The sequence below is a fragment of the Mycobacterium sp. genome, assembly GCF_039583805.1.
Lineage (GTDB): Bacteria > Actinomycetota > Actinomycetes > Mycobacteriales > Mycobacteriaceae > Mycobacterium.
Window position 1 is genome coordinate 1 of record NZ_JAVKSH010000035.1, and the last position, 12,692, is coordinate 12,692.

General features: G+C 70.6%; 10 protein-coding genes and 1 pseudogene. 4 read left to right on the forward strand and 7 right to left on the reverse strand.

From position 1 onward, the window contains the following. The 4 genes from arsA to arsB form a co-directional block, all read right to left on the reverse strand. Nucleotides 1-1,679 (reverse strand): arsenical pump-driving ATPase (gene arsA / locus ABDW21_RS06660; protein WP_343710203.1); only part of this gene is annotated, 1,679 nt, incomplete at its 3' end. Between the two features lie 11 nt (nt 1,680-1,690). Beyond that, nucleotides 1,691-2,104 carry an arsenite efflux transporter metallochaperone ArsD gene (arsD, locus tag ABDW21_RS06665; RefSeq protein WP_343710204.1) on the reverse strand — a complete coding sequence of 138 codons (414 nt, stop codon included), beginning with the start codon at nt 2,102-2,104 and terminating at the stop codon, nt 1,691-1,693. Nucleotides 2,105-2,132: 28 nt separating this feature from the next. Then, complete coding sequence (locus tag ABDW21_RS06670) at nt 2,133-3,554, reverse strand: FAD-dependent oxidoreductase (protein WP_343710205.1); 1,422 nt, start codon at nt 3,552-3,554, stop codon at nt 2,133-2,135. Nucleotides 3,555-3,612: 58 nt separating this feature from the next. Then, complete coding sequence (arsB, locus tag ABDW21_RS06675) at nt 3,613-4,746, reverse strand: ACR3 family arsenite efflux transporter (protein ID WP_343710218.1); 1,134 nt, start codon at nt 4,744-4,746, stop codon at nt 3,613-3,615. A 184-nt stretch (nt 4,747-4,930) separates the two neighbouring features. On the opposite strand from arsB, the gene ABDW21_RS06680 reads away from it, so the two are divergent. Next, a complete protein-coding gene (locus tag ABDW21_RS06680; RefSeq protein WP_343710206.1) occupies nt 4,931-5,314 on the forward strand; it encodes a metalloregulator ArsR/SmtB family transcription factor in 384 nt (127 codons plus the stop codon). Nucleotides 5,315-5,630: 316 nt separating this feature from the next. Here the strand turns inward: ABDW21_RS06680 and ABDW21_RS06685 are convergent, their stop codons facing one another. Together ABDW21_RS06685 and ABDW21_RS06690 are read right to left on the reverse strand one after the other, a co-directional pair. Continuing rightward, nucleotides 5,631-7,388 carry a glycerol-3-phosphate dehydrogenase/oxidase gene (locus ABDW21_RS06685; RefSeq protein ID WP_343710207.1) on the reverse strand — a complete coding sequence of 586 codons (1,758 nt, stop codon included), beginning with the start codon at nt 7,386-7,388 and terminating at the stop codon, nt 5,631-5,633. A gap of 109 nt (nt 7,389-7,497) precedes the next feature. Next, nucleotides 7,498-8,904, reverse strand: a complete 1,407-nt coding sequence (locus ABDW21_RS06690) for an NAD(P)H-quinone dehydrogenase (RefSeq protein WP_343600428.1) — start codon at nt 8,902-8,904, stop codon at nt 7,498-7,500. Between the two features lie 64 nt (nt 8,905-8,968). On the opposite strand from ABDW21_RS06690, the gene ABDW21_RS06695 reads away from it, so the two are divergent. Next, entirely contained in the window at nt 8,969-9,448 is a 480-nt protein-coding gene (locus ABDW21_RS06695; RefSeq protein WP_343600427.1) for a gamma-glutamylcyclotransferase, read from the forward strand. 74 nt (nt 9,449-9,522) lie between these two features. On the opposite strand, the gene ABDW21_RS06700 is transcribed toward ABDW21_RS06695, so the two are convergent. Then, entirely contained in the window at nt 9,523-10,686 is a 1,164-nt protein-coding gene (locus ABDW21_RS06700) for an amidohydrolase (protein ID WP_343600426.1), read from the reverse strand. An 82-nt stretch (nt 10,687-10,768) separates the two neighbouring features. Here ABDW21_RS06700 and ABDW21_RS06705 point away from each other — a divergent pair, with 82 nt between their 5' ends. After that, entirely contained in the window at nt 10,769-11,575 is an 807-nt protein-coding gene (locus ABDW21_RS06705; RefSeq protein WP_343600425.1) for a purine-nucleoside phosphorylase, read from the forward strand. Beyond that, nucleotides 11,572-12,692: pseudogene (locus ABDW21_RS06710) on the forward strand (hypothetical protein); the annotation flags it as partial. The gene ABDW21_RS06705 and the pseudogene ABDW21_RS06710, both read left to right, overlap by 4 nt.

Sequence of the window (12,692 nt, forward strand, 5' to 3'; positions counted from 1 at the left end):
GCGTGGCGGGTGTGCGCGTGTGTGATTTTCTCGATCTCGACGAGTTCGGCGGCCGCACGTTCTTTCAGCAGAGCCGCAGTTGGTTCCGCCGCGGCGATGGAATTGTTGACCACCCAGGCCCAGGGGTGAATGCCTGCGCGTTGCAAGTCGGCGTGAAGTCCTTCGGCTTCCAGACGCGGTGTCGTTTCGGCAAGGGTGACGATCACGATCTTGGTTTGGTCGGGGTTCTGCAGCCTCATCAACGGCGTGGTGAAGGTGGTGTTCTCGCCCATCTGGCGGGCGATCTCGCGGTGGTAGGAGCCGGTGGCGTCGAGCAGCAGCAGAGTGTGACCCGTCGGGGCGGTGTCGACGACGACGAAGTGCCGGCGGGATTCGTGGATGACGCGGGAGAAGGCTTGAAAGACAGCGACTTCCTCGGTGCACGGGGACTTCAGGTCCTCGGCGAGGTTCGCCCGGCCTTGCTCGTCGAGGGCAGCACCCTTGGTCGTCAGGACGTGGTGGCGGTACTGGGCGCTGGCCTCGGCCGGGTCGATGCGCGAGACCGTCAGGTTCTCCAAGCCCCCGTCGAGGGTCTCGGTGAGGTGGGCGGCCGGGTCGGTGGTGGTCAGGTGCACCTGGTGGCCGCGTTCGGCGAGAGCGACGGCAATCGCCGCGGCGATCGTTGTCTTGCCGACCCCCCCTTTGCCCATGCACATGATCAGCCCGCGATCCGCGGTGGCGAGTTCGTCGACCAGCGCGCCCAGCGGCGCGGTCGGCACCGCGCCCGAAGAATCCGCGTGCGCCGGTGCGGCGGTCGGGTCGGCTGCGGTGAAAAGGCTTGCGAGGGCTTCGATGCCGACGACGTTGGCGGCCTTGAGTTCGACCTCGTCGACGGGCAGTGCCCGCAGTTCGGCGGGGCGGTCGGCGAGGGCGGCCTGCTCCCGTTCGCGTATCGCCGCCGCCAACTCGTCGTGGTCGTCGCACGGTAGGAGCCCGTTGACGACGACGTGTTGGTGGGTCACTCCGATATCAGCCAATTCCGCACGGGTGCGGGCGATTTCGGCCAGCGCGGAGCGTTGCGGGCGGGCCACGAGCACCAGCCGGGTGCGGTTCGGGTCGGCGAGGGCGTCGACGGCGCCGGCGTAGCTGGTGCGCTGCTTCTCCAGCCCGGCAAGCGGGCCCAGGCAGGAGGCGTCGCCCTTACCGTCGTCGAGGAAGTCGGTCCATGACCCGGGCAGCTGCAGCAGCCGAAGGGTGTGGCCGGTGGGCGCGGTGTCGAACAGGACGTGGTCGAAACCCGCCGTCGTCTCGCCGCCGGTGAGCAGGTCGGTGAACTCGTTGAACGAGGCGATCTCGGTGGTGCACGATCCGGAAAGCTGTTCGGTGATCGATGCCAGTTCCTTCTCGGGCAGCAGTCCGCGAACGGGTCCGATGATGCGTTCCCGGTATGCGGCCGCGGCCTGTTCAGGGTCGATTTCCAGCGCCGAGAGTCCGGGCACGGCGGGCACCGTGGTGACGGTGTTGCCGACTGGCAGCCCGAAGACCTGGCCCACATTGGAGGCGGGATCGGTGCTCACGAGCAGGACCTTCTTGCCCTCTCGGGTCAGCGCAAGCGCGGCGGCGCAGGCGATCGAGGTCTTCCCGACCCCGCCCTTGCCGGTGAAGAACAGGAAGCGGGGCGCATCGTCGAGGAACTTCACAACTCGGCCTTTCAGCAGCAGTCGGTGTCCGCGCCGCCGCAGCAGGATTCGGCCGCGCCGGTGGCAGAGGTGTCGGTGAGTCCGAGCATCTGGACCCCGGCGGGGGCGGCGGCGGTGTCGCCGTCGAGGCCGGCCCACCGGGCGAGTTCGGCACGATCGGGGTAGCGGCCGGTGGCGGCGGTGACGCCGTCGACGAGAACGAGGGGCAGCCCCTCGGAGCCGCTGAGTTGCAGGAACGCCGTGACCGGCTCCCGCTCGGCGAAAGCGAGCGGTTCGCTGGCGAGGTTGAAGCGGGCGATGTCGCCGCCCTGGGAGCGGACCCAGTCGATGTCGGCGGTGAAGACGACGAGGTTCTGATCGACATCGTCGCCGCACACTCCGGTGTTGCAGCACAGGGCGGGCTCGAAAATCTCGATACGGGTCATCGGTGGTGACTCCTCTCCTCGCGGGGCGTCAGACGGGTAGGGATTGGGCGGTCGTTGCGCGGTGCTGGCGCACCCAGTCTTGGGTGGCGATTTGTGTTGCGTCCCAGGGTGATCCGAGTGGCGGTGTGTAGGACAGATCCAGGTCGCTGATGGCGTCGACCGTCATCGCGTTGAAGATCGCCGCAGCGAAGGTGTCGACGCGCTTGGCGATCTCGGCGCTGCGGTGTCCGACCAATTGGGCTCCCAGCAGCAGGCCGGTGTTGTGGTCGCCGGTGATGCGGATGTGGATGGGGGTGGCGCCCGGATAGTAGGCCTTGTGGTCATCGGGGCGCGATGCGCTGCTGACCGGGCTCCAGCCGCGGCCGGCGGCGCGGGCTTCGTGGTCACGCAGACCGGTGCGGGCGGCAACCAGATCGAAGACTTTGACGACTTGGGTGCCCAGACTGCCGGCGAAGCGGGCGTCGCGGCCGAGCGCGTTCTCCCCGGCGACCCGGCCCTGTTTGTGGGCGGTGGTGCCCAGCGGCAGCCAGGTGAGGCCGAGAAGACGGTGATGGGTGTGCACGCAGTCGCCGGCGGCGAAAACGTCGGGCAGGTTGGTGCGCATGGTGTCGTCGACCGCGATGGCACCCTTGACGCCGAGCTCGGCTCCGGCGTCGACGGCCAGTGCGGTGTCGGGCCGCACTCCGACGACGACGAGGACGAAATCGACAGTGCGGCGCAGGATTTGGCCGTCGTGGGTGGCCGTGACAGTCAGGGCGCCGGTGTCGGTGCGGGCGACGGCGTCGACCGTGGTGTCGGTGAGGACTTCGACGCCGTGACGCTGCAGCTCGCCGCGCACCAGGGCGCCGAGTTGGGCGTCGACGGTGGGCAGCACTTCGGGCAGGGCTTCGATCTGGGTGACCGCGATGCCGCGCAGGGTAAGCGCTTCGGCCATTTCCAGGCCGATGTAGCCGGCGCCGATGATCACCGCAGTCTTGGGGTTGCGCTGTCGCAGCGAGTCCATCACGGCGAAGGTGTCGCCCATCGAGTGCAGCAGAGCCACCCCCTCGGCGGGTCCGAGCGCCCCGGGTCCGGTGAGCCCGCGGATGGGTGGGCGCACGCTGACGGCTCCGGTGCCCACGATCAGGGCGTCGTAGGGCAGGTGCGCGCGAGTGCCGTGGGGATCGAGCACGTCGAGGATGTGGTCGTCGACGTTGATGCGGGTAGCGGTGGTGTCGGTGCGGACCCGCATCCCGGTGGCGGCGAGATCGTCGGCGGTGCGATGGGCGAGGTTGCGCCAGTGGGTGACTTCGCCGGAGACGTAGTAGGGGATGCCGCAGATGGAGAAGTTGGGGTAGGCGTCGGCGACGACGACCGTCACCTCGGTGGTGGGATCGAGTTCGCGGGCGCGCAGTGCGGCGCTGATCCCGGCGTCGCTGCCGCCAATCGCGACGATCTGGCGTGCGGCCATGAGCAGTCTCCTTGTGGTGATGGGGATTCGGTCGTGACACCGGCCGCCGGCAGCGGCATCATGGCGTGTCCCCGAATGACAGGTCGGCCTGCGCTGCACGCGGACGCGGTGCCCGGTCCTCCTGCGGCCAGGCCAGCCGCCGTCGCAGCCACAGAGCCACATAGACCAGGCCGAGCAGCACGGGCACCTCGATCAGCGGGCCGACGACCCCGGCCAGCGCCTCGCCCGAGGTGGCGCCGAAGACGCCGATGGCGACCGCGATCGCCAGCTCGAAGTCGTTGCTGGCGGCGGAGAAGGCCAGCGCCGCGGCGCGGGGGTAGGACAAGTGCAGCCACCGGGCGACGGCGAACCCGCCAATCCACATCAACGCGAAGTAGGCCAGCAGCGGCAGCGCGATCCGGGCCACGTCGAGTGGCTGGGAGGTGATCGTCTTGCCCTGCAGCGCGAACAGCACCACCACCGTGAACAGCAGCCCGTATAAGGCGATGGGCGCGATGCGCGGCAGCAGCCTGCTCTCGTACCACTGCTGGCCGCGGGCGCGTTCGCCGAGGGTTCTGGTGAGAAATCCACCGACCAGTGGAATGCCCAGGAACACCACGGTGGTGACCGCGATGGCGGCGAAGGAAACGTGCAGGCTTTGGGTGGGCAGGCCCAGCCAGCCGGGCAGCACGTTGAGGTAGAACACGCCCAGCGCGGCGTAGGCCAGCACCTGGAAAACGGCGTTGAGCGCAACCAGCACGGCGGCCATTTCCCGGTCACCGCAGGCCAGGTCGTTCCAGATGAGCACCATGGCGATGCAGCGGGCCAGCCCGACCAGGATGACGCCGGTGCGGTAGGCGGGCAGGTCCGGCAGCAGCAGCCAGGCGAGCGCGAACATGACCGCCGGACCGACGATCCAGTTGAGGATCAGCGACGTGGTGATCATGCGGCGATCGGCGGTGATCAGCCCGATCTCGCGGTAGCGGACCTTGGCCAGCACCGGGTACATCATCAACAGCAGCCCGATGGCGATCGGCAGGCTCGTGCCGTGGATCGACACCGCGTCGAGCCCGCCGGCCAGTCCGGGGATCCAACGTCCCAGCAACAGCCCGACCACCATGGCCACACCGATCCATACCGGCAGGAACCGGTCCACTGTGGACAGCTTGCCGGCCACTGACGGCGCCGCGGCCGATGCGAGTTCGTCGTTCATCTGGTTCACAGGTCTCTCCCGGTGTGCTGGTGGTCGCGGTGGGCTGTCGACTACGGTGGTGATCGCACGGTGCGTGGTCTGCCGTCCCGGCGGTCCGATGTTCCCTTCCATCGACAGATGTCTATGGGAGTAATCGTGCATCATTCATCGGTAACTGTCAATTTGTGTGTGCGATACTGTATTTATGCCCGCCGTGATCGCATCGCCGACGACATCCCGCGGATCGCCCCTCGCGGCAAATCTCGACGGGTGCTGCCGCCCCATCACCGACACGGTGCTGGACGAGGCGGCTGCCCAGCGCCTCGCCTTCGTGCTCAAGGCGCTCGGCGAGCCGACCCGGTTGCGGCTGGTGTCGCTGATCGCGGGCCACGAGGGCGCCGAGGCCTGCGTGTGCGAGCTGACCGCTCCGGTCGGGTTGTCCCAGCCGACGGTGTCGCACCACCTGAAAATCCTGGTAGACGCCGGTCTGCTGGCACGAGCCCAGCGCGGCAGATGGGCGTATTACCGTCTGGTGCCCGCCGCCCTGGATGCGCTGGCCGACCTGTTTGCCCGCCCGGGCGGTCGCTGACTGCGACGCGCTCACTTGACATCTCCCCCGACTGAAGTCGGAGGATTCCGCGCAGCGTCCGGCTGTCTCGGCGCGGCAAGCCGCGCCGCCGTAGGCCACCCGCTGGAGGCGGTTCGGGCCGACTCGCTCTGTCCCTTGCGGGCGCCACAACCTGCCTTGCCAGCGGCCTCGCGAGTTGATACTGCTCGGGTTCCGGCCCCGGGCGATGTCCTGCCCTGCGAACCCGCGCCAAGCATAGCCGGTAGGTCCGACACCGACAGCCAAGCACACGCGCTCTTTGAACGCCGGGCTGCGCCCGGCGACATGCGGGATGGCCTCAGCTGAGCGGGACCGGCTCGAGGATCTCGGCGCGCGCCTCGGGCGCGCTGACCCGCAGCGCATCCGCGGACGCGTCGTCGGGCTGGGTCTGGGATGCGATCTCGGCCTGCACCCGGGCGGCGTAGGTGGCGACTTCGCGCTCTACGTCGTCGTCGGTCCAGCCCAGGACCGGGACGACCAGTTCGGCCACCTCGCGGGCGCAGTCGACGCCGCGGTGCGGGTATTCGATGGAGACCCGCATCCGCCGGGCCAGGATGTCCTCCAAGTGCAGCGCGCCCTCGGCGGCCGCCGCGTAGACCGCTTCCACCCTGAGATAGCCCGGCGCGGCGGTGATCGGGTTGAGCAGATCTGGGCGGCCGGCCGCGCGGGCGAGCACCTCGTCCATCATCGACCCGTAACGGTCCAGCAGGTGGCGAACCCGGTACGGGTGCAGCCCGTACACCGCGCCGACGTGTTCGGTCTGGTTGATCAGCGCGAAGTAGCCGTCGGCACCCAGCAGCCGCACCTTGTCGGTGATCGACGGCGCCACGCGCGTCGGAATGTACTGTGCCGCAGCGTCAATCGCGTCGGCAGCCATCACCCGGTAGGTGGTGTACTTGCCGCCGGCGATGGCAACCAGGCCGGGTGCGGGCACTGCCACCGCGTGCTCGCGGGACAGCTTGGAGGTGTCGTCGCTCTCGCCGGCCAGCAGCGGCCGCAGCCCGGCGTACACGCCGTCGATGTCGGCGTGGGTCAGCGGGGTGACCAGCACGGTGTTGACGGTGTCCAGGATGTAGTCGATGTCGGCCTTGGTGGCCGCCGGGTGCGCGAGGTCCAGTTTCCAGTCGGTGTCGGTGGTGCCGATGATCCAGTGGCCGCCCCACGGGATGACGAACATCACCGACTTCTCGGTGCGCAGGATGATCGCCACGTCGCTGACGATCCGGTCCCGCGGCACGACGATGTGCACACCCTTGGAGGCGCGCACCTGGAACCGGCCGCGTTGCTTGGACAACGCCTGGATCTCGTCGGTCCACACCCCGGTCGCGTTGACCACGACATGACCCCGGACGTCGGTGACGGCGCCGTCCTCGGAGTCGCGCACCTGCACGCCGGTCACCCGCTCGCCCTCGCGCAGCAGCGCCACCACCTGGGTCGACGACCGCACCACCGCGCCGTAATGCGCGGCGGTGCGCGCGACCGTCATGGTGTGCCGGGCGTCGTCGACCACCGTGTCGTAGTAGCGGATCCCGCCGATCAGCGCGCCGCGCTTCAGCCCCGGGCACAGCCGCAGCGCGCCGGCACGGGTCAAATGGTGTTGCGCCGGAACAGATTTCGCGCCGCCGAGCTGATCGTAGAGGAAAATTCCGGCGGCCACGTAGGGCCGCTCCCACCACCGCCTGGTCAGTGGGTACAAAAACGGCAGCGGCTTGACCAGGTGCGGCGCCAACGTCGTCAACGACAGCTCCCGCTCGGCGAGCGCCTCGCGCACCAGCCCGAACTCCAGTTGTTCGAGGTAGCGCAGCCCGCCGTGGAACATCTTCGACGACCGGCTGGAGGTGCCCGAGGCGAAGTCGCGCGCCTCGACCATCGCCACCTTCAGGCCGCGGGTGGCCGCGTCCAGCGCACACCCCGAACCCACCACGCCGCCACCGACGACCACCACGTCGAACTGATCGTTGCCCAGCCGCTCCCAGGCGGCGGCGCGTTGCTCGGGTCCCAGAGCGGAAGCCGGCCAGAACGGCCCGCTGCCCGGTAGCCGGATCGGGTCGCTCACGACACTGAACTCCTGTCGGTTACTCGTCGGTAGGGCTGGGCTCAAGGCTAGTCGACGTTCCCCTGCGGTGCGCCAGCCGAACGATTCCGTGAGCGCCGCCGAGCTGCACTCAGTCCAGGTCGTCGTGCGCCATCAAGCGCCGGGCCGCCTCGGTGACCGAACCCGACAGCGACGGGTAGACCGCCAGCGTCCGCCCCAGCTGGTTGACGGAGATGCGGTTCTGCACGGCCACCGCGATCGGCAGGATCAACTCCGACGCGATCGGCGCGACCACCACGCCGCCGATCACCACGCCGGTGGCCGGCCGGCAGAACAGCTTGACGAATCCGCGTCGCACCCCGGACATCTTGGCCCGCGCGTTGGTGTGCAACGGCAGCATGATGGTCCGGGCCGCCACCCTTCCGTCGTCGATCCAGGCCTGCGGCACGCCGACCGCGGCGATCTCGGGCCGGGTGAACACGGTCGCCGCGACGGTGCGCAGCCGGATCGGGTTCACCGCCTCGCCCAGCGCGTGATACATCGCGATCCGGCCCTGCATCGCGGCCACCGACGCCAGTGGCATCAGCCCGGTGCAGTCGCCGGCGGCGTAGATGCCGGCCACCGAGGTTCGCGACACCCGGTCGACGGTGAGGTAGCCGCCGGCGCCCAGCTCGATGCCCGCCCGCTCCAGGCCCAGACCGGCGGTGTTCGGGATCGACCCGATCGTCATCAGCGCGTGGCTGCCCTCAACGACGCGGCTGTCGGTCATCGTCGCCACGACCCCGCCGTCGATGCGGACGACCGATTCCGCACGGGCGTTCTTGACCAGCTCGACGCCGCGTTCGGCGAACGAATCCTCCAGCACCGCCGCGGCGTCGGCGTCCTCGTAGGGCAGCACCCGGTCGCGGCTGGCCACCACCGTCACCGCGACACCCAGTTCGGTGTAGGCGTTGACGAACTCGGCGCCCGTCACCCCGGAGCCCACCACGACGAGGTGCTCGGGCAGGGCGTCCAGGTCGTAGAGCTGGCGCCAGGTCACGACGCGCTCGCCGTCGGGCTGCGCCGACGGCAGCACCCGCGGGCTGGCGCCGGTGGCGATCAGCACCACGTCGGCGTCGTGCACGGTGCTGGTGCCGTCGGCGGCGGTCGCCTTGATCCGGTGCCGCGCCAGCCCCGGGGCGGAATCGACCAGCTCGCCGCGTCCTGCGATCAGCTCGACGCCCGCGCCGCGCAGCTGGTCGGCGATGTCGGCGGACTGTGCGGCGGCCAGCGTCTTGACCCGCTGGTGAATCTCCGGCAGCGAGATCTTGGCGTCGTCGATGTCGATGTCGAAACCCAGCAGCGGCGCCCGCCGCAGTTCGCTGCGCAGCCCGGTGGACGCGATGAACGTCTTGGACGGCACACAGTCGTCCAGCACGGCCGCGCCGCCGATGCCGTCGGAGTCGACGACGGTGACCCGGGCGTCGCGGGCGGCGGCCACCAGCGCCGCCTCGTAGCCGGCCGGTCCTCCACCGACGATCACGATGCGGGTCGCCACAGCCTCAACCTAGCCACTGTGACGGATGTTCGCCCGGCAACGGCCGCCGTTTAAACTTTCACCCGTGCCGCTCTACGCCGCGTACGGGTCGAACATGCACCCCGAGCAGATGCTCCAGCGAGCACCGCACTCGCCGATGGCCGGCACCGGCTGGCTGCACGGCTGGCGGCTGACGTTCGGCGGCGAGGACATCGGCTGGGAAGGTGCGCTGGCCACCATCGTGGAGGATCCGGGCACAAAGGTGTTCGTCGTGCTCTACGACGTGACGCCCGCCGACGAGCGAAACCTCGACCAGTGGGAAGGCTCCGAGCTCGGGATCCACAAGAAGATCCGCTGCCGGGTCGAGCGGCTGTCGTCAGATACCACCACCGACCCCGTGCTGGCGTGGCTGTACGTGGTCGACGCCTGGGAGGGCGGACTGCCGTCCGCACGCTACCTGGGCGTGATGGCCGACGCCGCCGAAATAGCCGGTGCGCCAAGCGAGTACGTGCACGAACTGCGCACCCGCCCGGCCCGCAACATCGGCCCGGGACGCGGCGAATAGCAACGACCCGTCGTCGGCGACGGTGCGGTTTCATCCGCCTACGTCGGCGCGTCGCGGATGAAACCGCACGCTCGCTACAAAATCTGAGCGCACTGCTCGACGACGTTGGCCATCACCCGCACACCGATCGCCAGGGCCCGCTCGTCGAGGTCGAAGGTGGGCTGGTGCAGGTCCAGCCGCGGACCCGCACCCGACCACACCCCAAGGCGGGCCATCGCGCCGGGAACCTCCTCCAGGTACCAGGAGAAGTCCTCGCCGCCCCCGGACTGCCGGGTGTCGGCGAGCACATCCGGGCCGAGCTCGTCGATGGCGTGGGTCAGAATCCGTGTCGAGACTTCCTCGTTGACCACCGGCGGCACCCCGCGGCGATAGTGCAGCGTGTGCTCGATACCCAACGGGGACAACAGCGCCGCCACCGCCTGGCGCACCACCTCCTCGAGGCCCTGCCAGGTTTCCCGGCTGGCGGTGCGCACCGTGCCGGCCAGCACGCCGGTCTGCGGAATGGCATTGGCGGCCGCGCCCGCGTTCACCGCGCCCCACACCATCACGGTGCTGTTGCGCGGGTCGATGCGGCGCGACAGCACCCCGGGCAGCCCGGTGATCACCGTGCCCAGCCCGTAGACCAGGTCGGCGGTCAGGTGCGGCCGCGAGGTGTGACCACCGGGCGAGTGCAACGTGATCTCCAGCGTGTCGGCGGCCGACGTGATCGGGCCCGGTTTCACCGCGACCTTGCCGACCGCAAGATGCGGGTCGCAGTGCAGCGCGAAGATCCGGATGACCCCGGCCAGCACGCCCGCGGCGATCGCGTCGAGCGCGCCGCCGGGCATCAGCTCCTCGGCCGGCTGGAAGATCAGCCGCACCGCGACCGGCAGCTCCGGCACTGCCGCCAGTGCCTGCGCGGCACCCAGCAGGATCGCGACATGCGCGTCGTGGCCGCAGGCGTGCGCGACGTTGGGCATCGTCGACGCGTACGGCGCCCCGGTCCGCTCGGCCATCGGCAGCGCGTCGATGTCGGCCCGCAGCGCGATCCGCGGCCGGTGCTCGGGGCCGAAATCACAGGTCAGCCCAGTTCCCCCGGGCAGCACCTTGGGGTTGAGCCCGGCGTCGGCGAGCCGCTCGGCGACGAACTGGGTGGTGGCGTACTCCTGGCGGCTCAGCTCCGGGTAGCGGTGCAGGTGTCGGCGCCACTCGACGAGGTTTTCGCCGTGGGCGGCCAGCCAGAGATCGGCAAGGCTCACGGCACCCCGCCGCGCAGGTCGAGGGTCGAGGGCATGATCGCAGTATCTCACCGGCGAGAGCGGCCGATTAGGCTCGCCCACTGTGAGCGACGCCGCGCCCGATCCCGCCGCAGTGGCGCACCGGGCAGCGCGGTGCATCGCCGAGGGCAGCGGAACGACCGCGCACGATGTCGCGGTCGTTCTCGGCTCGGGCTGGGCGCCCGCCGCCGCCGCGCTGGGTTCCCCGACGGCCGTGCTGCCGATGGCCGAACTACCCGGCTTCAGCCCGCCGACCGCGGCGGGGCACACCGGCCAGGTGTTGTCGGTTCCCGTCGGCGCCCACCGGGTGTTGGTGCTGGCCGGTCGGGTGCACGCCTACGAGGGCCACGCCCTGCGCCACGTGGTGCACCCGGTCCGTGCGGCGTGCGCGGCCGGTGCGCGCGTCGTCGTGATCACCAACGCGGCCGGCGGCGTGCACCCGAGCTTCGACGTCGGCCAGCCGGTGCTGATCAGCGACCACCTGAACCTGACCGGGCGCTCGCCGCTGGTGGGGGCCCAGTTCGTCGACCTGGTCGACGCGTACGCGCCGCGGCTGCGGGCACTGGCCCGCGAGGTCGACCCGACGCTGGCCGAGGGCGTCTATGCCGGGCTGCCCGGGCCGCACTACGAGACACCCGCCGAAGTGCGGATGCTGCGGGTCCTCGGCGCCGACCTGGTGGGTATGTCGACGGTGCACGAGACGATCGCGGCCCGCGCGGCGGGCGCCGAGGTGCTGGGGGTGTCCCTGGTGACGAACCCGGCGGCCGGGGTGACCGGTGAGCCGCTGCGCCACGACGACGTGCTCGCCGCCGGCGCGCCGGCGGCGAGCCGGATGGGCGCCCTGCTGGCCGAGGTGATCGCCCGGCTGTGACGCCGCAGGAGTGGATCGCCCACGACCCCGACCCGGTGACGGCGGCCGAGCTGGCCGCGTGCGGCGTCGACGAGCTCGCCGCGCGGTTCGCCCGGCCGTTGCGGTTCGGCACCGCGGGGCTGCGCGGGCCGGTCCGCGGCGGGCCGGACGCCATGAACGTGGCCACGGTGTCGCGCGCGAGCTGGGCGGTGGCGAGGGTGCTCAAGCACCGGGGGCTGGCCGGTTCGACCGTGATCGTCGGGCGCGACGCTCGGCACGGGTCGGCCACGTTTGCGACCGCTGCGGCTGAAGTGTTTGCTGCCGCGGGGTTTTCGGTTCTGCTGCTGCCGGATGCGGTGCCCACACCGGTGGTGGCGTTCGCGGTCCGGCGCACCGGTGCTGCGGCCGGAATCCAGATCACCGCGTCGCACAACCCGCCGGCCGACAACGGCTACAAGGTGTACGCCCCCGGCGGCTTCCAGATCGTCTCCCCCACCGACCGCGACATCGAGGCAGCGATGGCCGCCGCCCCGTTCGCCGACCAGATCGACCGGCGCCCGGTGCAGCCCAACGACACCGATGTGGTCGAGCGCTACATCGAGCGGGCCGCCGCGGTGCGGCGCTCGTCGGGGCCGGTGCGGGTGGCGCTGACCCCACTGCACGGGGTGGGCGGTGCCGTCGCCGTCGAAACGCTGCGCCGCGCCGGCATCGACGACGTGCACACGGTCGCTGCGCAGTTCGCGCCGGACCCCGACTTCCCGACGGTCGCGTTCCCCAATCCCGAAGAGCCGGGCGCCACCGACGCGCTGCTGGCGCTGGCCGCGGATGTCGGCGCCGACGTAGCGCTCGCGTTGGATCCCGACGCAGACCGCTGCGCCGTCGGCATCCCGACACCGTCGGGCTGGCGGATGCTCTCCGGTGACGAAACCGGTTGGCTGCTGGGCGATTACATCCTGGCGCACACCGGCGGCACCAACACCGCGATGGTGGCCAGCCCATTGGTGGCCAGCCCGGTCGTGGCCAGCCCGGTCGTGGCCAGCCCAGTCGTAGCCAGCCCAGGGGTGGCCAGCCCGGTCGTGGCCAGCCCGGTCGTGGCCAGCCCGGTCGTGGCCAGCCCGGTCGTGGCCAGCCCGGTCGT